This window comes from Kribbella ginsengisoli, assembly GCF_039537185.1.
In the GTDB taxonomy this organism is placed as follows: Bacteria; Actinomycetota; Actinomycetes; order Propionibacteriales; family Kribbellaceae; genus Kribbella; species Kribbella koreensis.
Genome location: NZ_BAABAA010000013.1, coordinates 60,559 through 84,441 on the forward strand (window position 1 = coordinate 60,559; position 23,883 = coordinate 84,441).

At 67.9% G+C, this 23,883-nt stretch carries 22 protein-coding genes; 7 read left to right on the top strand and 15 right to left on the bottom strand.

Going from position 1 to position 23,883, the window contains the following annotated elements:
* Positions 1 to 32: 32 nt before the first annotated feature.
* Positions 33 to 1,061, top strand: coding sequence for a S66 family peptidase (locus ABD768_RS33460; protein ID WP_344847546.1), 1,029 nt, complete (start codon positions 33 to 35; stop codon positions 1,059 to 1,061).
* Here the strand turns inward: ABD768_RS33460 and ABD768_RS33465 are convergent.
* The 3 genes from ABD768_RS33465 to ABD768_RS33475 are packed head-to-tail and all read right to left on the bottom strand — an operon-like array spanning position 1,051 to position 3,288.
* On the bottom strand, positions 1,051 to 1,473 hold the full coding sequence (locus tag ABD768_RS33465) for a YciI family protein (protein WP_344847548.1): 423 nt from the start codon (positions 1,471 to 1,473) through the stop codon (positions 1,051 to 1,053). The two genes, ABD768_RS33460 and ABD768_RS33465, sit on opposite strands and share 11 nt — an antisense overlap.
* 26 nt (positions 1,474 to 1,499) lie before the next feature.
* Positions 1,500 to 2,219, bottom strand: a complete 720-nt coding sequence (locus ABD768_RS33470; protein ID WP_344847550.1) for a hypothetical protein — start codon at positions 2,217 to 2,219, stop codon at positions 1,500 to 1,502.
* A gap of 55 nt (positions 2,220 to 2,274) precedes the next feature.
* Positions 2,275 to 3,288 carry a serine/threonine-protein kinase gene (locus tag ABD768_RS33475; protein WP_343968924.1) on the bottom strand — a complete coding sequence of 338 codons (1,014 nt, stop codon included), beginning with the start codon at positions 3,286 to 3,288 and terminating at the stop codon, positions 2,275 to 2,277.
* Positions 3,289 to 3,368: 80 nt separating this feature from the next.
* Between ABD768_RS33475 and ABD768_RS33480 the strand changes: the two genes are divergently transcribed.
* Positions 3,369 to 3,908: an RNA polymerase sigma factor gene (locus ABD768_RS33480; protein WP_343968926.1), complete on the top strand. Its 540-nt coding sequence runs from the start codon at positions 3,369 to 3,371 to the stop codon at positions 3,906 to 3,908.
* Between the two features lie 34 nt (positions 3,909 to 3,942).
* Here ABD768_RS33480 and ABD768_RS33485 read toward each other — a convergent pair whose 3' ends face one another.
* Positions 3,943 to 5,379 (bottom strand): S28 family serine protease, encoded by a 1,437-nt coding sequence (locus ABD768_RS33485; RefSeq protein ID WP_344847552.1) that lies wholly within the window; start codon positions 5,377 to 5,379, stop codon positions 3,943 to 3,945.
* Between the two features lie 89 nt (positions 5,380 to 5,468).
* Between ABD768_RS33485 and ABD768_RS33490 the strand changes: the two genes are divergently transcribed.
* Positions 5,469 to 5,630 carry a hypothetical protein gene (locus tag ABD768_RS33490; protein WP_328334441.1) on the top strand — a complete coding sequence of 54 codons (162 nt, stop codon included), beginning with the start codon at positions 5,469 to 5,471 and terminating at the stop codon, positions 5,628 to 5,630.
* Between the two features lie 30 nt (positions 5,631 to 5,660).
* Here ABD768_RS33490 and pepN read toward each other — a convergent pair whose 3' ends face one another.
* The 5 genes from pepN to ABD768_RS33515 all read right to left on the bottom strand — a co-directional run bounded on the left by pepN (position 5,661) and on the right by ABD768_RS33515 (position 16,499).
* The gene (pepN, locus tag ABD768_RS33495) at positions 5,661 to 8,108 is read right to left on the bottom strand and encodes an aminopeptidase N (RefSeq protein WP_344847557.1); all 2,448 of its coding nucleotides are present in this window, start codon (positions 8,106 to 8,108) and stop codon (positions 5,661 to 5,663) included.
* A gap of 14 nt (positions 8,109 to 8,122) precedes the next feature.
* Entirely contained in the window at positions 8,123 to 8,590 is a 468-nt protein-coding gene (locus ABD768_RS33500; protein ID WP_344847559.1) for a YkvA family protein, read from the bottom strand.
* 214 nt (positions 8,591 to 8,804) lie between these two features.
* The gene (locus ABD768_RS33505) at positions 8,805 to 9,164 is read right to left on the bottom strand and encodes a hypothetical protein (protein ID WP_344847561.1); all 360 of its coding nucleotides are present in this window, start codon (positions 9,162 to 9,164) and stop codon (positions 8,805 to 8,807) included.
* A 40-nt stretch (positions 9,165 to 9,204) separates the two neighbouring features.
* The gene (locus ABD768_RS33510) at positions 9,205 to 15,855 is read right to left on the bottom strand and encodes an RHS repeat-associated core domain-containing protein (RefSeq protein ID WP_344847562.1); all 6,651 of its coding nucleotides are present in this window, start codon (positions 15,853 to 15,855) and stop codon (positions 9,205 to 9,207) included.
* Positions 15,856 to 16,049: 194 nt separating this feature from the next.
* Positions 16,050 to 16,499, bottom strand: coding sequence for a PH domain-containing protein (locus ABD768_RS33515; protein WP_344847564.1), 450 nt, complete (start codon positions 16,497 to 16,499; stop codon positions 16,050 to 16,052).
* A 45-nt stretch (positions 16,500 to 16,544) separates the two neighbouring features.
* On the opposite strand from ABD768_RS33515, the gene ABD768_RS33520 reads away from it, so the two are divergent.
* On the top strand, positions 16,545 to 17,057 hold the full coding sequence (locus ABD768_RS33520) for a hypothetical protein (protein WP_344847567.1): 513 nt from the start codon (positions 16,545 to 16,547) through the stop codon (positions 17,055 to 17,057).
* A gap of 23 nt (positions 17,058 to 17,080) precedes the next feature.
* Here the strand turns inward: ABD768_RS33520 and ABD768_RS33525 are convergent, their stop codons facing one another.
* Positions 17,081 to 17,968 (bottom strand): LysR family transcriptional regulator, encoded by an 888-nt coding sequence (locus ABD768_RS33525; RefSeq protein ID WP_344847575.1) that lies wholly within the window; start codon positions 17,966 to 17,968, stop codon positions 17,081 to 17,083.
* An 83-nt stretch (positions 17,969 to 18,051) separates the two neighbouring features.
* Between ABD768_RS33525 and ABD768_RS33530 the strand changes: the two genes are divergently transcribed.
* The 3 genes from ABD768_RS33530 to ABD768_RS33540 all read left to right on the top strand — a co-directional run bounded on the left by ABD768_RS33530 (position 18,052) and on the right by ABD768_RS33540 (position 19,654).
* A complete protein-coding gene (locus ABD768_RS33530; protein WP_344847577.1) occupies positions 18,052 to 18,801 on the top strand; it encodes a sulfite exporter TauE/SafE family protein in 750 nt (249 codons plus the stop codon).
* A complete protein-coding gene (locus ABD768_RS33535) occupies positions 18,798 to 19,109 on the top strand; it encodes a hypothetical protein (RefSeq protein WP_343968943.1) in 312 nt (103 codons plus the stop codon). The genes ABD768_RS33530 and ABD768_RS33535 overlap by 4 nt, the downstream gene beginning before the upstream one ends.
* A gap of 122 nt (positions 19,110 to 19,231) precedes the next feature.
* Positions 19,232 to 19,654 (top strand): hypothetical protein, encoded by a 423-nt coding sequence (locus ABD768_RS33540; RefSeq protein ID WP_343968945.1) that lies wholly within the window; start codon positions 19,232 to 19,234, stop codon positions 19,652 to 19,654.
* Between the two features lie 79 nt (positions 19,655 to 19,733).
* Here the strand turns inward: ABD768_RS33540 and ABD768_RS33545 are convergent, their stop codons facing one another.
* The 5 genes from ABD768_RS33545 to ABD768_RS33565 form a co-directional block, all read right to left on the bottom strand.
* Positions 19,734 to 20,417: a S1C family serine protease gene (locus ABD768_RS33545; protein WP_343968947.1), complete on the bottom strand. Its 684-nt coding sequence runs from the start codon at positions 20,415 to 20,417 to the stop codon at positions 19,734 to 19,736.
* 266 nt (positions 20,418 to 20,683) lie between these two features.
* Positions 20,684 to 21,631, bottom strand: coding sequence for a VWA domain-containing protein (locus ABD768_RS33550; RefSeq protein ID WP_344847580.1), 948 nt, complete (start codon positions 21,629 to 21,631; stop codon positions 20,684 to 20,686).
* Positions 21,628 to 22,596: a DUF58 domain-containing protein gene (locus tag ABD768_RS33555; RefSeq protein WP_344847582.1), complete on the bottom strand. Its 969-nt coding sequence runs from the start codon at positions 22,594 to 22,596 to the stop codon at positions 21,628 to 21,630. Before ABD768_RS33555 ends, ABD768_RS33550 begins: the two co-directional genes overlap by 4 nt.
* On the bottom strand, positions 22,593 to 23,573 hold the full coding sequence (locus ABD768_RS33560; RefSeq protein WP_344847584.1) for an AAA family ATPase: 981 nt from the start codon (positions 23,571 to 23,573) through the stop codon (positions 22,593 to 22,595). The genes ABD768_RS33555 and ABD768_RS33560 overlap by 4 nt, the downstream gene beginning before the upstream one ends.
* Positions 23,570 to 23,800, bottom strand: coding sequence for a hypothetical protein (locus ABD768_RS33565; RefSeq protein ID WP_343968955.1), 231 nt, complete (start codon positions 23,798 to 23,800; stop codon positions 23,570 to 23,572). The genes ABD768_RS33560 and ABD768_RS33565 overlap by 4 nt, the downstream gene beginning before the upstream one ends.
* Positions 23,801 to 23,883: the final 83 nt, after the last annotated feature.

A 23,883-nucleotide genomic window follows, 5' to 3' on the forward strand; every position in this document is an offset into this window, starting at 1 on the left:
CGGGCGGGGCACGGGTCTTGTAGCTTGGCCGCATGTTGTTTGCGCGCAAGGTGGTTGCCGGGGATCGGGTTGCTGTCGTCTCGGCGGGGAGTGGGTTGCCGGAGATCTTTCCTGGGCCGTATGAGCTTGGGCTGGAGCGGCTGCGTGGGTTCGGGCTTGTGCCCGTGGAGTACCCGACGACCCGCAAGCTCGGGTCGACGCCGGAAGCGCGGGCCGCTGATCTGCACGCAGCGTGGAGCGATCCGTCGATCCGGGCGGTGATCGCGTCGATCGGTGGGGACGATCAGATCACGGTGCTCAAGCATCTTGATCCGGACGTGTTCCGCGCCGATCCGAAGCCGTTCTTCGGGTACAGCGACAACACCAATCTGCTCAACTTCCTTTATTCGTTGGGGATTCCGGCCTATCACGGCGGTTCGGTGATGGTTCAGTTCGGCCGGGGCGGCGCCATGCATCCTGACTCCGAGCGGTCGCTGCGGGCGGCATTGTTCGGCTCCGGCGAGTTCGAACTGACGCCTGCGGCCGGGTGGACCGATGAGGATCGCGACTGGGCCGTCGCCGAGCACCTCGCGTCGGAGCCGTCGCTGTTCCCCGGAACCGGGTGGACCTGGCAGGGACCGCGGACGCCGGTGACCGGGCGGTTGTGGGGTGGCTGCCTGGAGATCATCGACTGGCAGCTGGCCGCCAATCGCTGGATGCTGCCGGTCGAGGAGTACTCCGGCGTGCTGTTCCTCGAGACGTCCGAGGAGATGCCGTCCGCGGACACGGTCTATCGGATCCTTCGCAACCTGGGCGAACGCGGCCTGCTCGCCCGCTTCGACGCAGTCCTCTGGGGTCGGCCGAAGAGCCGGTCGCTTGAGCACCGGTCCACGGCGGAGGAGTCGGCGGCCTACGTGGAGGGGCAGTACTCCGCGATCCGCCGGGCGCTTGCGGAGTACAAGCCTGATGCCTTGCTCGTCACGGGGCTGGACATCGGGCACACCGATCCGCAGCAGGTGCTTCCGTACGGCGGTACCGCGAGCATCGATCCGGTGGCTCAGCGGATCTCGGTCATTTACTGAGCTTGGCCGTCGCTGCCTGGGTCCGGGCCTGGGCCTCGGGGGTGTAAGCGTCGCCGAAGTCCTCGGCCTCGAAGATCTGGCGCAGGTCGACGCCGCGCGAGTTGCCCATGTCGGCGTCGAGGCAACGCTCGGCCCAGGCGATCGCCTCTTCCTTCGAGGCGACCTGGATCAGGCAGTAGCCGGCGATCAGTTCCTTGGTCTCCGTGAACGGGCCGTCGACGACGCTGTGCTTGCCTTCGTGGATCTCGAGCCGGATGGCCTTGGAGCTCGGGTGCAGGCCGTCGCCACCGATCAGCACGCCGGCCTCGGCCATCTCGGCCATCAGCGAGGTCATCGCGGTGATGCTCTCCTCGCTCGGCATCGCGCCGGCTTCGTACTCGTCGGTCCCGCGAAACGTCATCATGTAGCGCATAACGGGCAGGCTAACCGACGGACGGGCTAGCGGATCTGGGTCCTGGAGAGGGTCGGATTGGTGTCGGGATAGCAGGCGACCGGCGACTTGATGGTGATGAACTTCCACTTGATCGCCGCCGTGAGAGTGAGACCGGGGTCGTCGAAGCTGGTGCCCTTGAGGCTCGTCTTCACGACGCGACCGCTGGCGCCGGCCTTCAGACGGACGGAGAGGATCGGCAGCTGGTACGCCGATCCGCCTGGCACCGGGCCGCCGAGGCGGATCGTGATGACCCGGCCGGAGTGCTCGAGGGTGGGCGTGGAGCCGAGGCCTGAGCCACCGATCAGGCGGCCGCTGATGAACCAGGTGTTGTTCGGGACGGGGATCCGGAGCGTCAGGTCGCGGACCTCCTTGAGCTTGAATCCCCTCACCTCGGCCGGCAACGACCCTGGCTTGAGTTGGACCGCGATGGTGAAGCCGGTTCCTGCTTTGACGGTCGCCGGGGCCTTCGCGTTCACCCCTTGCTTGAGGCTGAAGGTGTGTTTGCCGAACTTGGTGTCGGCTCGGCAGGCGTAGCTCGCGGTCGGCGCCGCGGCGGATTGTGCGGCGACGAGTTGCGCCGCGGTGGGTTGCGCCCTAGGCGACGGCGACGCGGCGGCGGCCGGAGTACCGGCGGTCAATAGCGCCAGTCCTGTCAGCGCTGCCACTGCTGTCAGGGCGGAGGTGGATGACTTGCGCAGCCGGGTTTCGATGCGTTGAGTAGTCATACGGCTACCGTACGGAGTCACACTGGGATTTGGCTTGGCCCGTCTCGGCTGGTGGTCAGCGGCCGACGAAGTACCAGGCTCCGGTTCCGGCCAGCAGGAAGAGGAGTGGGAGCGAGGTGTAGAGCCAGCGGCGGCGGGCCCGGCGTTGGGTGGGTGATTGGGCGACCGTGGTCGGGACCTGGTCGACGTCGTTGAAGATCGTGCGCTGGGCGGCGAGCAGGGGGGCTTCCTGCTCGAGGCGGTAGGCCTCGGCCTCCAGGCGGTCGGCCAGGGTGTCCGCGCGGTTCCAGCGGTCGCCGACGCGGAAGGCGAGGGTTCGGGCGAGGATCTCGTCGATCTCGCCGATCGAGTCGTGCAGCAGCGGTCGCAGGCTCGGCGGGTTGCTGTCGGGATCACGGGCGAGCACGTCGGTGATGGACGACGCCACGAACGGCGGACGGCCGGTCATCAGCGCATAGGTCACGGCGCCGACGGCGTACACGTCTGCTCGCTCGTCGAAGCCGCCATCGCCTCGACCCTGTTCGGGAGCCATGTACGACGGGGTGCCGACAGCCTGCGTCAGGCCCGACGCCTCGGCTGCCCGCTTGGCCAGGCCTAGGTCGGCCAGCACGATCCGGTGCGTGCCGCCGCCTGATTCGAGCCCTGATGACGGTCGGAGGAGCAGGTTGGCGGGGGTGATGTCGCGATGCACGACTCCCTCGTCGTGGAGGGCCGCGACGGCTCGGGCCAGGTCGGCGCCCCACCAGAGTGCGTCGGCGGGCTCAAGCGGTCCGTGCGAGAGCACCTCGGCGAGTGAGCCGCCGTCGACGAAGTCCATCACGAAGTACGGGCGGCCGTCGGGTAGTTGGCCGAGGTCGAACACGCGCACGACCCGGTCGCTGGCGATCCGGCGCATCAGCCGGGCCTCGGACAGGAAGCGCTCGCGGACGTCGGCGCGGGACGCCCAGTTGTCGGCGAGCACCTTCACGGCGACGTCCACGTCGAGGTCGTCGTCGTACCCTCGCCAGACCGTCGCGAAAGCGCCTGCGCCGATCTTCGACTGCAGCCGGTAGCGTCCGATGACATCCATCCCGGCTATTGTCGGTGACTGTAGGGATCAAGGCGAACACCGGACCACGACGAGTGGCGTCGTGGCGAACCTGGGGGAGCATGAACGAGGAGCTGGAAGAGCTCGCGGCCCGCGCGGCGGGTGGCGACGAGAGCGTCATCCCCGAGCTGCTGCAGGCGATCCGCCCGCAGGTACTGCGCCGGGTCTCGAAGTTCCTGCCCTATCGGGAAGACGCCGAAGAGGCCGCGCAGGACACGCTGATGACGGTCGCCACCAAGATCCACATGTTCAAGGGCACCGGCAGCTTCGCCGGCTGGCTGACGGTCGTCGCCACCAACTGTGCCCGCCAGACGTACCGCTCCCTCAAGCGCCGCTCGGTCGAACAGTCCGCCGAGGTACTCCCCGAAGCGATCGACCCCCGCACCACCTCGGTCATCGCCGGCTCCCGCCTGGACCTCCTGGAAGCCCTCGAGTCCCTGGAGGCCAACCACCCCCAGCTAGTCCAGCCCCTCGTCCTCCGCGACCTCGGCGCCATGTCCTACAACGAGATCGCCGAAGAACTCGCCGTCCCCCTGGGCACGGTCAAAGCCCGAATCCACCAAGCCCGCAAACAGGTCGCCGAACACCTGACCGTCCGCTGACCCCCTCGGTGGGGTCAGCGAACGGCGTACGGCTTCAGCGGAGACGGCCCTGGCGTTCGGCTCCCGGGTCGACGGTGGTGGTCTTCGTCCGGGCTAGCGCGGGATTGGCGGCGACGCCCATCCATTTCTGCAGGATTTGGGTGGCTTCGGCGCGTTGGGCCGCGGGGAGGCCGGTGATGCTGGAGCCGTGGTTGCCGGCCGGCTGGATGTACCAGTGGGAGTCGCGGGTGCCCCGGCCGGGCTCGAACTTCTCCGCGCTCCACGGGTCGTTCTCGCCGTACACGAACAGCATCCGCCGACCCGAAGTCTTCAGCCACCGGTCGACGTCGGCCATCGCGTACGGCTCGTGCTTCGGCTCGATCGAGTCCGGTACGGCGGCCGGCGCGTCGCCCGCCTCGCGGTAGTGCAACAGCCCCTTGAGCCAGGTCGTCTTGCTAGCGACGTCCGGCCAGTTCAGCTGCTGGGTCGCCTGGTAGTAGTACGGGAGGAAGTCCGCGGTGCCCTCGTCGGAGTAGAACTCCCAGCCCGAGATCTGATCGATGAAGTCGAACAGTTGCTGATCCGTCGCCGCCGCCGTCCCCGGCACCTGCGGGCAGTTCGCCTGAGTGCTGTACTGCCAGAAGGCGAACGGCGTGTCCAGCACGGCGGCCTCGAACGCGCGATCGACCGTGCCGAAGGTGTCCTCGTAGGTCAGCCCCTTCTGCACCGCCATCTGCTTCAGCTTCGCGACCATCGCCGGCCTGCGCAGCAACGCGTTCCGTTGCATGTTGCGCAGGGCGAGGTTGCAGGCCGGGTCGGTACCGGCGTCCTGGATGAAGGAGATGTACGAGTCGTGCCGGTTGTCCACATCCTGCGGGGCCACGTACGCGACCGTGGCGTCGACGTCGTTGGGGTAGAAGCGCCGGTGGTAGACCGACGTCATGCCGCCCTTGCTCGCCCCGGTGGAGACCCACTTACCGGAGTACAGGGCCTTCTTGAACGCCTGGACGATCTCGTGGTGGTCGGTCGCCGCCTGCCAGATGTTGAGCTTGGTCCAGTCCTGGCTGGCCGGCTTGGAATTGTTGAAGAAGCGCTGCTCGACGTTCAACTGGTTGCCGTCGACGAGCCGCGTCGGCTCCGAGGTGAAGGCGCCGCCGACACCGCCGTACCCGGTCGTGTGCAGCACGGTCGGGCGATCGAAGCCGCGGTGCCACAAGGTCACCCGCTGCTCGAACTTCTCCCCGCGCGGCTTGCGGTGGTCGGCCGCCTGCGTGTACCAGAGGACGAAGAACGGCTTGCCGCTCACGAGGCTGCTGCTCTCGATCCGCAGCCCTGGAATGGTCTGCAGTTTCGCCGTCACCTCGGCGACTGGATCAGCAGCCGGAGCCACCGCCCCTTGTACTACGGGCGCGGCCGTCGCTGTGGTGAGCGCGGACCCCGCGATCAGGGCTGCGGTCAGAACAACCACGGGCAGACGGGCAAAGCGGCGCATCGGCGGACTCCTCGGTGTGGGGCGACACTGCGGAAGAGCCTAAGCTCCCCCACCGACAATCCGCGACCCTTGACAGATAGGTTGCCTGCATGTGCAGAGCGGTGAAGTGCAAGACCTGCGGGAAGACGACCTGGGCGGGCTGCGGGCAGCATGTCGCGCAGGTCAAGCAGGGCGTGCCGGCGCAGGACTGGTGCGCCGGACACCCCAAGGAAGCCGGTTCAGGACTGTTCGCGCGGTTCTTCCGCCGCTGACATCTGGCCGCTGACCTCTGGCCTCCGACCTCAGCCGAAGGTTCGGCGGACGGCGATCGCCCGGCGGAGGTCGTCGGTGTGGTCGGCGGTGGTGCGGCGGATGCTCGGGGCAACGGTTTCGTCGGCGATCAGCGCGTCGGCTCGCTCGATCACCGCTTCGTCCACCGCGTACTTCGGGAAGATCCGGACGACCGTCATCGCGACGGCCATGCCCGAGCGGATCTCGCCGGTGTGCGCGATCTCGGTGAAGTAGCGGTCGACGTACGGCGCGGTCAGCTCGGTCTGCGCCGGATCCCAGAAGCCCTCGGCGATGGCGAACAACTCGTTCACGCCGACCGTGGCATCCGTCATGATCCGCTGCCAGGCTGCTTCCTTGCCGTCCGCGGTTGCGGCCAGGCAGCGAGCCGCTTGGGCTACACCTTCGGTCGACTGGTCGTTGGCCAGCGCGGCATCGACCTCTGCCTTGCCGTAGACGCCTAGGCGGACCAGGCGGAGTACTAGGGACCAGCGGAAGTCCGTGTCGACCTGGAGGCCGCTGGGGACGCCACTGCCGTCCAGCCAGCCCTGCAGCAGCTTGGCGTCGTCTGTGGTCGCCACTACTGCCCGGGTGATGGCTAGTTGGAGGCTGCTGCCGGCAGGGGTCTCGGCGAGCCTCTTTGTGAGCGCAGCGGCTGCCTGGGCGCGGTACGGGTCCTGAGGGAGGTAGGCGCCGAGCAGGCGGTCGTCCAGCCAGCGCAGAAGGGAGCCCACCGCGATGTCGCTGTCCTCGTGCTTGATGGCTTCGAGCAGGATCGCGAGCGCCTGGCGTGGGTCGAGTTCGGCGTCGGCGACGGCGTCGCGGATGCTGTTCCAGATCACGCCGCGGGTGGTGCTGTCGGCGATCTGCGGCAGTACTGCGGGGAGGTTGGCCAGGCTGGTCGCGTCGAGGCGGATCTTGGCCCAGGTGTCGTCGGCTGCGTCCGGGACGATCACGGCCGCGGTCGGGTCCAACTCGATGTCGACGGAGTCGCGGTCCAGCAGAACTGGGAACGAGGTGAGGCGGCCGCTCTCGTCGTACGCGCCGACCGTCAGTTTGTGCGGGCGGTCGGCGGGGTGCGCTTGCGGCGTACTGCGGCGCAGCCTGATGCCCGTCGCGGTGCGCTCGGCGCTGATGGTGTCGAGGCCGGCCGTGCGGAGCCATTGCTCGGACCAGTTCGGCAGCTCGACGGCGCCGGCCTCGGTGAGCTTGGCGATGAACTCGTGCAGGTCCGCGTTGCCGAACTCGTGCGCGTCGATGTGCGCGTTGACGCCCTTGAGGAAGACCTCGTCACCCAGGTACGCCGCGAGCTGTTTGAGGACCGCGGCGCCTTTGGCATAAGAGATTCCGTCGAAGTCGTCGAGCGACTGGCGGGCGTCCTTGATCGAGTCCGCCGCGACCGGGTGGGTCGAGCGGCGCTGGTCGGCCTGCAGCCCCCACCACTTGCGGACGAAGGCGAAGTCCGTCCAATGGCCTTTGTGGTCGGTGACGTCGTGCGCGACGCGGTTGGCCATGTACTCGGCGAAGGACTCGTTCAGCCAGAGGTCGTTCCACCACTTCATCGTGACCGCGTCGCCGAACCACATGTGCGCCATCTCGTGCACGACGATCCTCGCCCGGAGACTGCGCTCGGCGTCGGTCACCGCTGAGCGGAAGACGAGGCTGTCGGCGAAGGTGACGCAGCCGGGGTTCTCCATTGCGCCGAGGTTGAAGTCGGGCACGAAGACCTGGTGGTACTCGCCGAAGGGGTAGCGGTAGCCGAAGAGGCGGTGGTACTCGTCGAAGGCCTGCGCGGTGACCCGGAAGAGGTCTTCCTTGTCCTTCTCGAGATGCTCCTTGAGGCTTTGGCGGCAGGCGAGTCCCAGTGGGATGCCGTCGTGCTCGCTCTTGATGAGGTGGAAGGGGCCGGCTACCAGCGTCACGAAGTACGTCGAAAGTGGTGGGGTTTGCTTGAGCTCCCACTCCCCTGGCTTTGTTTGCGTCGCGGCGCCGTTGCCGAGGACGATCCATTCCTCGGGGCATTTGACGGTCATCGTGTACGGCGCTTTGAGGTCGGGCTGGTCGAAGCAGGCGAAGTACCTTGGGGCGGACTCCAGTGACGACATGCCATACAGGTAGACGCGGCCGTCGCCCGCGTCCACGGACCTTTGCAGGCCTTCGCCGTCGGCGGAGTACTTCATCACCGCATCGACCACGAGCACGTTCTCGCCTTGCAGGCCTTCGAGCTGCAAGCGTCCGTCCTCAAGGCTCTTGACGTCGAGGTTCGCGCCATTGAGCGTCACCTTGGTGAGCTCCTGCGGCTTCACATCGACGAAGCTCCGCTCGTCCCTCGCCTCGAACCTGATCGTGCTCACCGCCCGGAAGGTCTCAGGTCCGGTGGTCAGATCGAAGGCGATCTCGTAGGAGCTGACGGTGAGGGCGGCGGCCCGGGTACGGGCTTCTTCGACAGTGAGAGCGGGCATGCCGTAGACGCTACCTAACCCGGCGGAAGGGCGCGCCGCTCCCGCTCGTGCCGCAAGTACAACCCCGTAGCCGTCGACACGCTCGTGAACAACCACATCCCGACACCCGCGTCATCGGCGATCCCGAGCACCGGCAGCAGATCGGGAAGGATGTCGATCGGAGAGATCAGGTACACCAACGCCACCAACCACAGGGCCTTCCGCCCACCGCTGACCCCCGCGTACCCCTCAGCCTTGGCCGCCCTGAGCATCCGCGGCAAGGCCTTGGCCCGCTCGAACACATCCCCCACCGGCACCGGCTCCCCCTTGGCAGCCTTCCTCCGCCACCGAGCCCGCCGCACCAACCCAATCGCCGCGGCAACCGCCCCCAGCCCGAGAAAAACACCCCCGACCCCCGCGGCCGGCACTCCGAGCACATCCCCATCCCGAAACACCAGAGTCGCCAACCCGATCAACCCCAGCAGCCCACCAAAGAACACCATCCCCCAACAGTAAAGCCCCACGCTGCCTCAAGCTCGCTCCTACGTCGCTCGCCTTCGGCGCTCCCACCCACCCGGTGTTTACGCTCCTCCGTCGCGCGAAACGAGAGTAGGCACCCACGCACCCCACGCGGACCCGTCGCCAACCACCGCGGAGTACGCAGACCCATCGTTTGCTGTGCGCGACCACTAGGCGGGCCACACCCTCCGCCTTCGGCTAGATCATCACCACTGTGATAGCAGCAGCGATCGTCGTCATCAGCACTACCTGCGCGACCTTCGATCGCCGCCACAGGTGGTCCGGCAGTTTGGTGCCCTCTTCCCTTTCCTTGTCCTCCAGAAGGTCCGAGAGAATCAGGATCGGCCGCCCGAGGGTCGCGACGATTGCCAGCAAATAGAGTCCTGCCGCTCCCCAGGCGACGATCGCCATCGGGTTGTCCACCAAGGCTGCTCGCCACGTCGCGAAAACGGCCGTCACCAGCCAGCCTCCGACGCCGATCCCACCTGTCGTCCTGTCCTTTCGGACCAAGGGATCGAACCAAGTCAGGAGGCAGACCAAGACGAGCAGCCCAAGCATGACACCTGTCGCCAGGTGCGGCGTCTGGAAGAAGAAGTCCTCACCACCAGTGCTTTTTACGGCCGTGCCTCCTGAGACTTCGGTAGCTGTCGACCATGCCCGATCCGTTCAAGGCGAAGTGCGCCTTGCCTTCCCAGTAGACACCATACAATCGGCTCCGGCCATGGCGGGTGGCGTGCCGCCTGAAGGCGCCGACCGCGCCGCCCTCTCGCGCGAAGCGCCGGACTTTGCGCCACTTCGATCGATATTTGCCGATCTTGAGGTGCCTGCCCTTCATCGCTCGTGCGAACTTCCCGCCACCGACCGCGACATTCAATGCGGTCGAGGCCAACTGCTTTCCCGCCGCCTTCCAGTCGCCGTTGGCCGCGTAGAGGCCGGCTGAGAGGAGGCCAGTAGCCGCCGAGAAAGCAGAGCAGAACGAGCAGAACGGTACGTATCCGGCCACGCTACTGATGGTGGACACGACCTTCGCCACCCTGCCGCACCAGCCACATTTCCATTCACCAGTCAGATCAACGCTATTGATCGGATCGGCCGGGTACGTGTAGTCGTTACTGTTGCCGCCCTCGACCGGGTCCACGGAACTGAAGAGACCAGTCACCGAGTTGTAGAGGCGAACGCCCATAAGAATAAGGCCGGTGCCTGAGGTGGCTCGTTGTTTGGCGCCTAGCCAGCCGTAGTCGACGGCGCCGGTCAGAGAGGTGTTGGTTGCTGCGGCGTTGCCGTATTCGTCGTACGCGTTCCAACCGGAAATGCTGGTTGCTGGGGTGAGGGTTGTTGGGAGGTCGACCGTCGTGACCACGTCGCCGTGGGGGTTGGCGAGGGTTAGATCTGCTGAGGCTGATTGGTCGACGGTGAGGCTTAGGTCGCCGCCGATTAGTTCTGCGTAGCGTTGGGTGGTGGTGCCTTGGGTTACCCAGGTGGGGTTGTCGGAGGTGTCGGCGTAGTGGCGGATTGTGTTGGTTGTGGTGCCGCTGGTGGTTACGGATTCGGTGGAGCGGCGGTCCAGGGCGTCGAGGGTGTACGACGTGGTGGTGGGGCCTTGGGTGATCGACTTTGCTAGGTCGTTGTCGTAGTAGGACAGGGTGATGTTGCCGTCAGTTGGGTGTGGGGCGTCTGACGCGGGCAGCGTGGTGGTGCGACCCAGTACGTCGTACGCGTAGGTGCCAACACCATTCGCACCGGTGACGGGGCGGTCGGCTGTGTCGAAGGTTCGGGTGGTGGAGACGGCGCCGGTGGTGGTGCAGGAGCCGTCGGCGGCTGGGGCGGCTACCGCCTTGGTTAGGCGGTTGTCGTTGCGGTCGAAGGTGTAGGAGCGGGTGACGCAGCCGGGGAGTTCATTGGGGTCTGTGACGTCTGTGCCGGTGGTGGTGGCGGTTCGGTCTTGGACCTTGGTGAGGCGACCGGCGTTGTCGTAGGTGTAGTTGCGGTCGTAGCCGAGGGCGTCTCCAGGAGCGTCGCCGGTGTCGCCGGTGAAGGCGGAGCCGTCGGGGGTCCATTCGTGGGCTACTCGGCCGTTGACGTCGTTGTCCAGCGACCAGGACAGCCAGGGGCCGTTCGGGTCGATGGTGGTGGAGCCGTCGTCGTTGATGTTGGTGACCTGGCCGGTGTAACGCAGGCCGATCGGTTCGCCGACGTTGTCGAGGTCGTTGTACTGCGTGATGCCACCGGGCAGCTTCTGGACCGTCATCGAGCCGTCGGCGTCGTACGCGCCGGTGGACGACCAGGTGGAGCCGGCCGTGGTGACCTCGACCTTGGTGGCGACGCCTCGGCGCTCGGTCTTGCCGGCCGCGTCGGTGCCGTCGTAGGTGTAGCGGGTCGAGCCGTTCGCGTCCGTCACGGTCGCGACCGAGCCGGCAGCGTCGTACACGGTCGTCGTGGCCTGTTCACCAGACGGCTGGTACGTCGTTTGGCGGCCCCAAGTGTCATAGCCGGTGGTGATCGTGCCGGCGGTGGTCCCGTCGGCGTTCTTAGCTGTGACCACAGTCGCCTGGCCCGAGACCGGGTCGTACGTGGTGGTCTTGCTGGTGTTCGGGGTCGAACCCGCCAGCCCGGCGACCGTGGTCTTGGTCGTGTCGACGCGACCATCGAGCAGGTACGTCGTGGTGGCGGTCCGCGTCACCGCGCCCGAGGTCTCGGTCACGGTCTTCGGTGCCAGCAGGTAGTTGAAGTCGGCGGTCGTTGTCGTCGGCAACGTCGGTGTCGCGGTGCCGCCGGAGGTGGGCTGCGCCGCGGGGCCGGTCTGGCACACCAGGCCTGCCCATTGAGCCTTCCCGCCGCATGCGGGCACGGACGCGTTGGCGGCCGCCGTGTAGTACACGGTCTTCGTCGTACCGGCGTCCGCTCCGTTCGAGCCCGGCTGGCGGGTCTCGATCGTGCGGCCCTCGGCGTCGAAGCGGGTCACCTTGACGATGTCGCCGGTGCTGTTGGTGCCGTCGAAGTCGACGTCGGTGATCGTCTTGCCGGCCTGGCCGAGCGCCCAGCCGGAGGCGTCGCCCGGTACCGGTGGTCCGTAGTCGGTGAGCGACTGTGCCGTCATCTCCAGGTCGGTGCCGGTACCCGGGTCATGGGCGTACGACGTCGACTTGGTGGCCAGTCGGTACGGCAGGGTCGTGTCCGGGTTGATCCCCGCGTTCGGGGCGCCTTCGTCGAAGCTGCTGTGACTGTGCACCCGGACCCAGCGACGCGTGCCGTCCTTCAGTACCGCGAAGCGCGACGGACCGTAGGTGTCGGTCACCAGGGTGCCCGCCGGGGTCACGACGGCGTCGCCGGCCGCGTTCTTGATGTCGCCGTTGTAGACGGTCAGCGAAGCGACCTGGTCGACCGACGCGCCGGCCGGGATCGCGCCGTCGATCACCGAGCGGATCGCCCGCTCGTCGAGCTCGCGAACGGTGTTGCCCTGCTCGTTGTAGTCGGTCGAGTTGTACTGCCAGTCACCCGCGCCGTACTTCGCACTGTTGACCGTGTACCCCGACGCGTCGGTGTACTGCAGATCGGCGTACTGCCAGTCGTCGGCACCAGGCGCGCCCGCCAACGGATGATCCGGACCGAAAACGGCGTACCCGTTCGTCGGCGTCGCCTTCTGGTTCCATCGAGCCACCGAGGTGGCCGACAGATCAGGCAGACCCGTGCCTGACAGCGGTACGTCGTACACGAACTTCGCCAGCGTCGCCGTACCACCGGTCGGGTCCCCGGCCGGGCGATCACGCTTGACCGTGTCGAGCTTTTCGCGCTGATCGACGGTGACGTAGTTCAACTGGATCGGGAGCTGGCCGGCTGCCTTGACCGAGGTCAGGTGGTTCAGCGAGTTGTAGCCGTACTCCGTGGACAGGTTGGACCGCGGGTCGGTGACCTTGATCAGCCGGCCGCTCGCGTCGTACGTGTACGCCGCGACCTTGATCGAATCCATCCCCGGTCCACTGGCGCGGTCCGGGTTGTAGATGTCCAGCCAGCCCTCCGACAGCCGGGTCTCGCCGTTGATCGTGGTGTAGACGAAGTGCAGGGCGCGGCAACCCGCAACCAGTGAGCTGATGCAGTTCACGCCCGGCGGCGTCGGGGCCAGGATGCGGCTGACGTGACCACTGGCGTCGTACGAGTAGGTGGTCTTCGCCGTGATCCCGGGCTCGTAGACCGTTCCAGGCTTGAAGAACGCCGGTGTCGAAGGCGTCGGTGCGGTGTCGGTGGTCCAGGTGGTGACGGTGCCGTCGTCCTCGGTGTAGGTGAGGATCGGCGCCGTGGCGGTGCCGGTGACGGTGAGCTTCGAGCCGTCCAGTTCGGTGTCCTCGTCGGCCGGGACCCAGGTACCGGCTGCCAACGATGCACCCGTACGCCGCTGGCCGTTCGGCGACTCGAACACCAGCCCGGTGCCATCGCCGTCGGTCAGCGAGATCGTGCCGTCGACGCGCGACGAGTCAACCACCCGTACTCCGCCGGCGCCCGCGTCGGCGCCGTCGAAGTGGGCGACCCAGCCGGGGCCGAAGACGCCGTTGATCGGGTCGGGCGTACCGGCGTACGTGGAGTGTGAGCGGGAGATCGAGAGGTCGCCGGTGTAGCCGGGGACGGAGATGTCGGTGGTGTCGGTGTTGAACTCACCGGTCCAGAGCGCGACCTGGCCGGGGCCTGCTTCGGCGGTGGGGAATCCGTTGCCGAAGGCATGGGGGACGCGTTGGATCGTGGTGTTGGGGGTTTGGGACCAGGTGCATTGGCTCGACGAGGCGTAGGTGATGCAGACCTGGACGTCGAGTTTGACCGGGACACGGTCGTTGAGGGTGGTGGGCTCGATCGCCGGGGTGGAGGGGTCGGAGTCGACGTTGGCGTCGATCTTGGCGTTGTTGGAGTCCCAGATCCCGGTGACCGCGACTCCGGCGGTGCCGTTGTCGGTGACGGTCAGCGGGGTGTCGTCGACGTTCCAGCCGACGGTGTCGTGTTGGCCGTCTTTGGCGTAGCCGGAGAGGCGCCAGCGGACTTTGGCGGTGGGCATGTCGGCCGCGCCGCGGGGCGGGCCGGAGGCATCGATCTTGATGGCGCCGGTGGTGGTGATGCGCGGGTCGGCGGTCGGCGAGGCAAGCGCGGAGCCGCCCCAGCCGAAGCTGTACGCCGCAGCGCCGGACAACCGGCCTGCCGGGGACTCGGCCGTGGCCGTGATCCGGTGCAGCCCTTGGACGTCCTTGGGGAGGGTGACGGTGGTCTTGGCGGTGGCGGGGTCGCTGGACGGCGTGATCTTGATCTGGCCGGCGGCGCCGCCGGTGAAGTTCGTCGGGACCGGCTTGCCGTCGACGGTGAGGCGGATGTAGCCGGGTGAGGAGTAGCCGGTGCCGGTCGCAGTCACCGTGCAGACCACGTCGGCGGTCGGGGCGTCGTCTTGCCAGGAGTTGATGGCGTAGGGCTGGGGGCAGGAGATGATCGGGGCCTGGGGCTGGGTGGCGCCGATACGCAGCTGGCTCCAGGCCGACCAGGCGGAGTCGAGGCGGCCGTCGTTGGACTTGGCCCGGACGTAGATAAGGGTGTTCTCGGGCAGGTTGACGGACGGCTTGCAGCCGCCGGTCGTGCCGGAGGCGTAGGTGGCCGACGTACAGGTTGCCTTCAGGCTGGATGCCGAGACGGTGGTGGAGTCGTGGAACTCGATCACGTACTTGACGGTGTTGCCGTCGGCATCGGATGCCTTGGTGATTGCCCAGGGGTTCAGGTACGGGGAGTACAGGGCGCTGGTGCCGCCGGGGGCGGCGTAGGCGACCGCGGACGAGTACGCCGGCAGCGACGGCTGGCCAGGGCGGCGGTTCCAGGTCATCGTCACGTACGGGTCGGCGATGCCGGCGAAGGAGTAGAAGCGCTTGTACGACGTGCCGTCGGCCTCGTTGGCTGCGGTCAGTGCCAGGCCGCCGGTCGGGTAGGACGCGGTGGACCAGGCCTGGGCCAGGCCGGTCATCGGGATCGAGATCCGGCCGCCCGGGCAGCCGGTGGCGCCCTTCGCAGCTGACACCGAGCCGTAGACCGCGCCGTCCACCGGCCGCGTTGGCCAGCGGGAATCAGGCGTGGTCGGTGTTGCCGAGCGCAGTTGCACGACCGTCGGTGTACAAGTGTTGGCGCCGTACTGCCACAGCGATATCGACGCGGACAAGATGTCCTTGCCGGCGAAGGTCGAGGTCGCGAAGTTCATGTAGGAACGGGCGACGGTCGCCGAACCGTTCTTGCCCACGCGCAGGTCGACCGCGTTGGACTGGTCGTTCAGCTCGCCGGACTGCAACCAGGTGTCGAAGGTCGACTTCAACGTGCCGGTCACATAGGTCGGGTCGACCGTCACCGGGAACACCCGCGACGGGTCGAGGAACCACTTCGCGTCCGGCGCGATCACCAGCGTCGCCTTGCCGCGCGAGATCTGCTCGACGGTCACCTTCACGACCGACTGGGCGCCCTGCCCGCCATCGGATGTCGCGTCCCACATGAAGCCGACCGGGATCTTCGACCGTACGACGTCCTTCGCGTCGACGAACTCGATCGAGCCGTCAGCCGCCGTCCGCGGCGTCAAACCCTTTGTCCGCAAGGGAATCCGCCACACCGGCGCGGTCGCCGGGCGCTGCTTGACGATGAAGTCGTTCTCGAAACCGCTACGCCGGGCGTCCAGGACGAGGTCGACGCCTGGTTGCACGTCGGCGTACGTCGCCTTCGTACCGTCCAGCGTCGGCTCGGGAAGCTTCCACGGCGACAGCCACTCCACCTGACGGCCGGTACCGGACGATGCCGACGCGAAGACCTGGCCGGTCGCCGCGTTGCGCTTGCCCAACCGCAGACCGTGCTCGTGGCCACGCGGGGCGACCGTGCCGTCAGCAGCCTTCTGCAGCGTCAGGTTGATCGACTGCCACGCACCCTTCGCCGTCTTGAAGCGGATCGGCACGGCGTGCGCATCCGTCGTCATGGTCCCGTCAGGGTTCGACCACGTCGTGGATGTCTCGGTCCGCATCGACTCGACCTCGACGCGACTGCCCTGCGCCCGCGCCGTGACCGAGGCAGAGATCACATCCGGGCGCGAAGCGACCTTGGCCGCGGGCGGCGGCTGATCCGCCGTGGGCGCGGCCTCGGCGGGTTGATGGCCTTCCAGGGCGGTCGCGAGGAGCGCCAACGACACCAGCGCGGCCACGACCCGAGGGGTTTTCTGCCCGCGAGAACGCTCAGAACGATCCACTAGAAACTTCACGGCGACTCCTGCTGCCTCACGCCGACCTGGGACAGCACGACGACGGACGATCGCCATGCGGGTCAGCGCTCGCTACATCGCCCGCCGTTCCGTCCCGTTACCCGAATTGCAACAAGTTGCAGTAATGCCGGATCCGCTTGCCAAGCAGGTGTTTCGGGGTCCACGCGCGCGCTGAAGGTCAGCACCGGGTCGTGTCAGTGGGCTTGGTGGTCGAGCCAATGCTGGCGGAGTTTGGCGGTTTGGCGGGTGACTCGGCGGTTGCGGCCGCGGAAGGTGTAGCCGGACAGGCAGGACAGGAGGACGCCGGGCTCTTCGGGCGAAGGAGGGTCGGCGAGTTCGACGTACGGGATTGCGGTGGCGCCCAGGGAGGCCTCGCCCTCGTCGAGTCTGATGTCGGCGATGGCGGTCCACGGGATGAGTTCGTCGCGGCCGAGGTTGAGGAGTTTGAGGCCGGTGGGGGTGGCGGCGACGCCGACGCGGGCGAAGCGCCAGAGGATCAGCACGCCGACCGCGATGGAGATGATCACGGCGACTTGGTCCGGGATGGAGGAGAACTCGTCGTAGACGGCAAGCAGGCACATCTCAGCCAGGACGACCACACACACGGCCAGAAACACACCGTTCCCGATGGCTCTGAAGGCCATGCGTTCCCCCCGCTGCTCTACAAGAGATGGACGGATACTAGTGGCGTGAAGGTCCAGCAGAGCTACGTAGTGGACAGCGATGGGTGGGACCACGCCGAGCTGGTCGAGGTGTGCCGGCTGGTTTTAAGGGTGGTACGAGCAGGAGTCGCCAAGTACGAGACCGATATACCGGTTGCTGATGGCGAGTGGCCTGTGGAGGTTGCGGCGGCGGCTGAGGTGCTGCGGGGAGTCGCCGGGCGGACTGGGCGGGTGGAGAAGGGTGGGTACGCGCAGACCGGCTTAGTGCGGGCCGATGCGGCGGCGGGCGGCAACGAGGAGACGTGGGAGGCGTTTGTGATGTTTGCGCCTTGGGCTTATGACGCTGGGGTTTGGGGTGAGGTGGGTGAGCTCGTGTCTTTGTCTGATGAGGGGCGGTCGATCGCTGTGCGGTTGGACGGGGATCAGGTGGAAGCGGTTGGGCAGGTGATCGGGGCGGCGCGGTTGGTGCCGGAGAAGGAGTGGCGGGCGGTGTGGAAGCAGCGTCGCAGGGAGCGGCGGAGCTCGGGTGGTGACGGCTAGGCGGTCGAGGGGCGGCTAGGCGGTCAGGTGGTGGCGGCTTGGCGGATGTGGGTGGCTAGGGCGGTTATGGCTGGGGTGGGCGGGGTGGGGGCGTAGCAAATGAGGTGGGAGCGGGTGGCCCAGGGGTCTGTTAGGGGGCAGATGTCTAGGGCGGGGTTGCCGGCTACTGAGCGGAGGGGGGCGATGGCCAGGCCTACGCCTGCGGTGGCGAGGGTGATGAGGGTGTGGAGGGTTGGAACCAGGGTCCGGTAGCGCGGGGCCGGGGCGTGCGGGCCCAGGCGGCGGTCCATCCAGGTGCGGAGGGTGGAGCCTAGGTCCAGGCCGATCATGGGGTGCTCGGCGACTTCGGCGTACGACATCGTGGGGCGGCCGCTGAGGAGGCCGCCTGCGGGGCCGATGACTACCAGGGAGTCGTCGACCAGGGGTTCGGTGCGCAGGGTGGTGCCGGTGGTTTCGTCGTCGTCCAGGACTATGCCTAGGTCGGCTTTGCCTTCAGCTAGGAGGCGGAGGGAGCGTGGGGTGCGTTGCTCGGAGACGGTGACATCGTGCTCGGGGTACTCGCGTAGGAAGGACGCCAGCGCTGCCGGGACCACCCGGTGCATGGCTGAGCCGCCGGAGACCAGGACTAGTGGGCGGGAGCGGGCAGCGGTGTAGCTGGCGACGGCACTGTCCAGGCGGGCCGTTTGAGCCAGTACTTCGCGCGCGTGGCGAGCGAGCGTAGTACCGGCGGGAGTCGGCCGCACCCCACGCCGTTCGCGGACCAGCAGCGGGACCCCGGCGTGGGTCTCCAGAGCCCTGACCCGCGCGCTGGCCGAAGGCAGACTCAGGTGCATCTGCACTGCTCCGGCCGTGATCGAGCCTTGGTCCACCACGTGGACAAACAACCGCAGGTCGTCCAGGTCATAGCGCATAAGGGCAGACTATGCTTCACACAGAGGCTGACTGAGGCAAAAACGCATTGTGCTCCTTACCCCGGCTCCCCGATGCTCGGTACGTGACCACGCTGCTGATCGTCCTGCTCGCCGGGATCGCAGCAGGCGCGCTCAACTCGGTCGGCGGTGGCGGGAGCTTCGTCGCGTTCCCAGCGCTCGTCGCGGTCGGGGTCGGCGCGGTCACCGCCAACGCGGCAACGACCGTCGCACTACTGCCTGGCGGGCTGGCCAGCCTCTGGGTCTACCGTCGCGACCTCGAGCCGATTCCCAGTACATCGATCCCGGTACTGACCTGGACCAGCGTGATCGGCGGCGCGTTCGGCGCCGGCCTGCTGCTCACCCTTCCGTCCGAGTCCTTCGACGCGCTCGTCCCCTGGCTGCTCGCGTTCGCCACGTTCGTGCTGGCCTTCGGCCGCAAGATCGCCAAGTCGCTGCGCACCCGGGTCGCCGGGCGGCCGACGATCGTGGCCGGCCAACTGCTGCTCTCCCTGTACGGCGGCTACTTCGGCGGCGCGTCCGGGCTGATGATGGTCGCCTTCTGGAGCGTTGCCGCGAGCATCGATCCGGGCCGGCTCAATCCGCTGCGGATGTCCCAGATGGCCGCCATCTACCTGACCGCGGGCGCCGTCTTCCTGGTCGCCTCGGACATCCTCACCGAGTGGCTCAAACTGGTACTGATGTTCACCGGCGCGATCATCGGCGGCTTCGGCGGAGCCACCATCGCCCGTCAGCTGTCCACCCGCACAATCCGCGGCATCGTGGTGGCGTCCGCCGCGGCGATGACCGTCGGGTACTTCGTGATCACCTCATGATCACCGACGACTCGCTGGCCCGGCTCGCGATCGCCTGGGAGGCCTGCCAACTGGCGGAGTCGGCACGCGCCGCCGTGACCGTCGAGGGCGATCCGCTCGCCCGGGCGCAGGAGGTACTGCGGGCCGCCGAGAGGTACGCCGCCACCGTGCACGCCTTCACCAGCCGTCCCCACGGCGGGCCCGCCGCGCCGATGAGCTGGCGGTTGCCGGAGGCACCGGAAGAGGCGGCGGAGGATCTCGACGACTGGGTCCGCCGGCACGCCGACGGCGAGGATCCGGGGCCGGCCCCGATCTCCGGACAGTTGTAGCCGAGGGCAACAAAAAGCTGTAACAGAGCTGTGATCCAACTATTTCCCCGGGGCCCGCGTCTCAGTCTGTGTCGAGCTCACAAGGGCTCAGAAAAGCTTGAAATCAAGGGGAGATCACCATCATGCGCAACCGTTCTCAGCTGGTCCGCCGGGTCGTCGCCGTCGTCGGAGGCCTCGGTCTCGCCGCCGGCGCCGTGGGGGTCGCCGGCGCGCTGCAGGCGAACGCGTCCACCACCGGCCAGAACACCGTCGCCGCCCAGCCGGTCGTCGCGAAGAAGATCACCATCGCCACGAACGGCACCTACGTGCCGCTGTGGGCGAAGGTGACGCTGAGCGGCAAGACCACCGGTATCAAGGCGAACTCCGTCGTCCAGGTCCAGCGCCTCGAGGGCACCAAGTGGGTCAACTTCCCGGCCACCACCAAGGTGACCTCGAAGGCCACCTACGCCGTCAAGGTCGCCAGCGGCCGCGCCGGTGTGAACAAGTTCCGGGTGGTCTCCTCGAGCACGATCAGCCCGGTGGTCAGCATCACCTTCGCGAAGTGACGCGCTGAACGATCAGGCGGGGTCCGTAGTGCCGGCGGGACCCGGTACTACGGACGCCGCTTTCGCGTTCGACGGAAACTCAGTCGATGAGACCCTTCACGATCGTCGTCATCCGGTCGACCGGGATCGCGAAGCCGATGCCGATGTTGCCGGAGCGGGACGACGTGCCCAGCGTCGCGATGGCGGTGTTGACGCCGACCACCTGACCGGCCGAGTTGACCAGCGGGCCGCCCGAGTTGCCGGGGTTGATCGCGGCGTCGGTCTGGATCGCCGACTGCCGGTTGCCGTTGTCACCGAACCGGGCCTGCCGGTTGACGGCGCTGACGATTCCGGCCGTCACCGTTCCTTCCAGCCCGAGCGGTGAGCCGACCGCCAGTACCGGGTCGCCCACCTGGAGCTGCGAGGACCGGCCGAGCGTGAGCGACCGCAGTCCCTCGACGTTGCCGCTGACCTGGAGTACGGCGAGGTCGTTGTCCGCGTCGACGCCGATGATGCTCGCGTCCACCGATCGGCCGGTGGACAGGACCAGTGACACATCGCTCGCTCCCTCCACCACATGGGCGTTCGTGACCACGTGCCCTTGCTGGTCGATCGCGAACCCGGAACCGGTCGCCCGGCCGGCCCGTACCGACACGACGCCCGGCAACACGCTCGCTGCAGCGGTAGTGATCGACCCCTGCTGAGCACCGGGCGACGGTGCTCCCGCCTGCGGCAACTCGACCGGCGCTACCGCCGATGGCGAGTCACCCCAACCCCCCGTCACAGCACCCGCTAGACCGCCCGCCAGAACGGACAGGGCTATTCCAGTGGCTAGTACGCGGCCAGTACGGCGTACAGGGGGTTGAACCGTCACCCCGGCCGGAGGTGCCGCGGCCGGAGAGGGGGGTGCCGACTGGACGGCGGCGGCCGGGGTGACGGGGAAGGGGACGCCCGGTGGGGGTGCAGCGGGAGGCGCTACGGGCGGTGGGCCGGGCTGGTAGTGCGGCCCGCGGAAGGGGTGACCTAGATGAGGGCTCATGCGAGGGCTCCTTAGGGCAGCCGCGAGAACCAGAGCAGCGACGCCAGGCCGGCCAGCAGTGCGACCGCCAGGGCGATACCCGCCACCAGATTGGTGATCTCGCGTTCCTCGGTGGTCCAGCCGATCGACGACTGGAGATCGGAGTAGACGGAGCGCAGTTCCTCGTCGCTCTCCGCGGAGTAGAAGGAACCTTTGGTGGCGTCGGCCAGCTCGCGCAGCGAGTCGGCGTCGGCAGGGACCGGTACGTTGCGGCCGTCGAGGTTCACGGTGCCCTCTGCAGTGCCGTAGGCGATCGTGGAGACCGGTACGCCGGCCTGCGCCGCAGCCTGCGCTGCCTCGTCGATCGGGCGGCCGGAGGTGTTCCCACCGTCGGACAGCAGCACGATCCGGGTCGGAGGCGGGTCGGTGGCCGCGTCGGCGTCGAGGTTCTTCACGGCGTCGAGGCTGGTCAGGACGGCCTCGCCGATCGCGGTGCTGTCGGTGAGAGTGAGGCGGTTGAGCGCGTCGACGGTTGCCTGGTGGTTGGTGCTTGGTCGGGTGACGACGTTCGCAGTACGGGCGAAGGAGACCAGGCCGACGTTGAACTGCTTGGGGAGGTTGTCGACGAAGTCGGTCGCGGCGCTCTTGGCCACCTCGAAGCGGTTGGGCTCGACGTCGGTGGCGGCCATCGAGTTGGAGATGTCCATCGCTACGACGACGGTGGCGCGTTCGCGCGGTACCCGGACGTCGGTGACCGGGCGGGCGATCGCGATCGTGAGCACGGTCAGGGCGGCGAGGAAGGCGAGGGCGGGTGCGTGGCGGCGCCAGCCCGGGCTCTTCGGGGCGACCTTCTCGAGCATGGGGAGGGTCGCGAAGCGTACGGCGTACTTGCTGCGGCGGCGTTGCGCTACGACGTAGGCGACGACGAGCGCAGCGACGATCAGCAGCAGCCAGAGCCACAGCGGTTGCTCGAACTTCATCGGATTCCGGTCCTCCCTCTCGGTGTTCGCCGGGTATCGGCCCGCCTCCGCGCGGTCGCGAACGCAGCGACATCACGCACCCAGTCGGTGTCCGTGCGCAGGACGAGATGGGCTGCGCCTGCCGCGCGGATAGCCTGGGCGGTCTGCTCCCGGTGCTCACGCATCGCCGCGGCATACCGCTCCCGCAACCTGCGCTTGCTGGTCTGCACCTCCCGTCGCCGCCCCGTCTCCGGGTCGACGAGGGTGAGTAGGCCGACTTCCGGCAACTCCAGCTCGCGGGGGTCGAGAACTTCGACGGCGATCACCTCGTGCCGGGCGCCGAGACGCCGCAGAGCGTCAGCCCAGCCGGCGCTGGCGGGGTGAGCGGCTTGCCAGGGTGCGGTGTGGAAGTCGGAGATGACGACTCTCAGGCCGGGGCGAGGGTGTTCGCGGTTGAGGCGAGTGATCGCGTGCGCCAAGTCCGTTTGGGGATGTTCTCCTGGAGTTGCTCGCGGCAACGAGAGCAGGGTGCGGAGGGTACGGCGGAGCGCGGGGCCGCCTCCTACGTCGGGGATTCTTCGGACTTCATTGCCGAGGGCAACTCTTACGCCGAGGCGGTTGCCGGGGCGGTCTGCCAGGAGGCCTACGGCGCCTACGATGGCTACGGCCAGGTCGCGCTTCTCCGACAGCGCAGTACCGAAGTCCATGGAAGCCGAGGCGTCGACGAGGGCCCAGGTCTCCAGTTCGCGTTCGGCGAGGGGGGCTCGGACGTGCGGTTCGAGGGAGCGGGCGGTGACGTTCCAGTCCATCCGGCGGACGTCGTCCTGGCCGGCCTGGTACGGACGTGCCTCGTTCGGCTCGGAGCCCGGGCCGCTCCGCAGGCCGGTGATCTCGCCGTGCAGGAAGCCTTCCAGCTTCCGCTTCACCGATAGCTCGAGCGAGCGGAGCGCCCGCTCCCGCCCGGCGAGCAGGTCAGGACCTGTCATGCCGCGGAGCCCTGCTGATCAGCCGGTACGACGTGAGGCTGCTCGATCGCCTGCAGCACCCGCGACACCACCGCCCGCGGATCGACCCCATCGGCAAGCGCGTCGAACGTCAGCACCAGCCGATGCGCCATCACGTCATGCGCCACGTCGTACACATCAGCAGGCAGTACGTAATCCCGCCCCCGCAACAACGCCAGCGCCCGACCCGCCGCAACCAGCCCCAGCGTCGCCCGCGGACTCACGCCGAACTCCAGTACGCCGCCAAGATCATTGATCCCGTACTGCGCCGGCACCCGCGTCGCGTGCACCAGCCGGACGACGTACTCCGCGACGGCATTGTGCACGAAGACGTCTTCCGTCGCCTCCTGCAACTCGCTCACGATCGCCGGCGTCAGCACCGCGTTGGCATGCGGCCGATGCGAACTCATCCGCTGCAGGATCGTGAGTTCCTCCAGCGGCGTCGGGTAGTCGACGGTGATCTTGAGCAGGAACCGGTCCCGCTGCGCTTCGGGCAACGCGTAGACGCCCTCGGACTCGATCGGGTTCTGCGTCGCTAGGACAAGGAAAGGCGCAGGCAACGGGTAGCTGACGCCGCCGATGCTGACCTGGTTCTCGGCCATCGCCTCCAGCAGCGCCGACTGCACCTTGGCGGGCGCGCGGTTGATCTCGTCGGCTAGTACGAGGTTGGCGAAGATGGGACCTAGCTCGGTGTCGAAGCCTTCCGCGGACGGCCGCCAGATCCGGGTGCCGACCATGTCGCCGGGTACGAGGTCAGGGGTGAACTGCAGTCGGGCGAAGCGGCCGCCGATCACCTCCGCCAGGGTGCGGACGGCCAGGGTCTTGGCGACGCCCGGTACGCCTTCCAGGAGACAGTGGCCGCGAGCAAGCAATCCGACGAGCATCCGCTCCACCAGCTGGTCCTGCCCGACGACGACCCGCTTCACCTCGAAGAGCGCCCGCTCCAGCACTGCGGTCATGCGTTGCTCTGCGGGTTCGCCTGGCTCTGCTCGGGTTGAGCGGTACCAGAGCCGTTCTTGTCAGGACAGTCGTGCGTGCTACTCGGCGTACCGGGGCCTTCTTCGACGGTCACGTAGCCCTGGTCGGGGGCTGGGTCGTTGCCCGCGGCGTACGCGACGCCGCCTGCGCCCAACGCGGCCGCAGCGATCGCAGTACCGAGCAGGAGGCGCTTGCCGGGGAGATTCATGCTGACTCCTTCACGTTCGGATGGTGGGCACCAATTCATCAGGCCGCCCCGAAAACGACCGGAAAGCAGACCGAAAGTCCGCC

Coding starts and splice junctions, on each gene's coding strand:
- ABD768_RS33460 (WP_344847546.1), top strand. CDS start 33: ATGTTGTTTGCGCGCAAGGTGGTTGCCGGGGATCGGGTTGCTGTCGTC.
- ABD768_RS33465 (WP_344847548.1), bottom strand. CDS start 1,473: ATGCGCTACATGATGACGTTTCGCGGGACCGACGAGTACGAAGCCGGC.
- ABD768_RS33470 (WP_344847550.1), bottom strand. CDS start 2,219: ATGACTACTCAACGCATCGAAACCCGGCTGCGCAAGTCATCCACCTCC.
- ABD768_RS33475 (WP_343968924.1), bottom strand. CDS start 3,288: ATGGATGTCATCGGACGCTACCGGCTGCAGTCGAAGATCGGCGCAGGC.
- ABD768_RS33480 (WP_343968926.1), top strand. CDS start 3,369: ATGAACGAGGAGCTGGAAGAGCTCGCGGCCCGCGCGGCGGGTGGCGAC.
- ABD768_RS33485 (WP_344847552.1), bottom strand. CDS start 5,379: ATGCGCCGCTTTGCCCGTCTGCCCGTGGTTGTTCTGACCGCAGCCCTG.
- ABD768_RS33490 (WP_328334441.1), top strand. CDS start 5,469: ATGTGCAGAGCGGTGAAGTGCAAGACCTGCGGGAAGACGACCTGGGCG.
- pepN (WP_344847557.1), bottom strand. CDS start 8,108: ATGCCCGCTCTCACTGTCGAAGAAGCCCGTACCCGGGCCGCCGCCCTC.
- ABD768_RS33500 (WP_344847559.1), bottom strand. CDS start 8,590: ATGGTGTTCTTTGGTGGGCTGCTGGGGTTGATCGGGTTGGCGACTCTG.
- ABD768_RS33505 (WP_344847561.1), bottom strand. CDS start 9,164: ATGCTTGGGCTGCTCGTCTTGGTCTGCCTCCTGACTTGGTTCGATCCC.
- ABD768_RS33515 (WP_344847564.1), bottom strand. CDS start 16,499: ATGGCCTTCAGAGCCATCGGGAACGGTGTGTTTCTGGCCGTGTGTGTG.
- ABD768_RS33525 (WP_344847575.1), bottom strand. CDS start 17,968: ATGCGCTATGACCTGGACGACCTGCGGTTGTTTGTCCACGTGGTGGAC.
- ABD768_RS33535 (WP_343968943.1), top strand. CDS start 18,798: ATGATCACCGACGACTCGCTGGCCCGGCTCGCGATCGCCTGGGAGGCC.
- ABD768_RS33540 (WP_343968945.1), top strand. CDS start 19,232: ATGCGCAACCGTTCTCAGCTGGTCCGCCGGGTCGTCGCCGTCGTCGGA.
- ABD768_RS33550 (WP_344847580.1), bottom strand. CDS start 21,631: ATGAAGTTCGAGCAACCGCTGTGGCTCTGGCTGCTGCTGATCGTCGCT.
- ABD768_RS33555 (WP_344847582.1), bottom strand. CDS start 22,596: ATGACAGGTCCTGACCTGCTCGCCGGGCGGGAGCGGGCGCTCCGCTCG.
- ABD768_RS33560 (WP_344847584.1), bottom strand. CDS start 23,573: ATGACCGCAGTGCTGGAGCGGGCGCTCTTCGAGGTGAAGCGGGTCGTC.
- ABD768_RS33565 (WP_343968955.1), bottom strand. CDS start 23,800: ATGAATCTCCCCGGCAAGCGCCTCCTGCTCGGTACTGCGATCGCTGCG.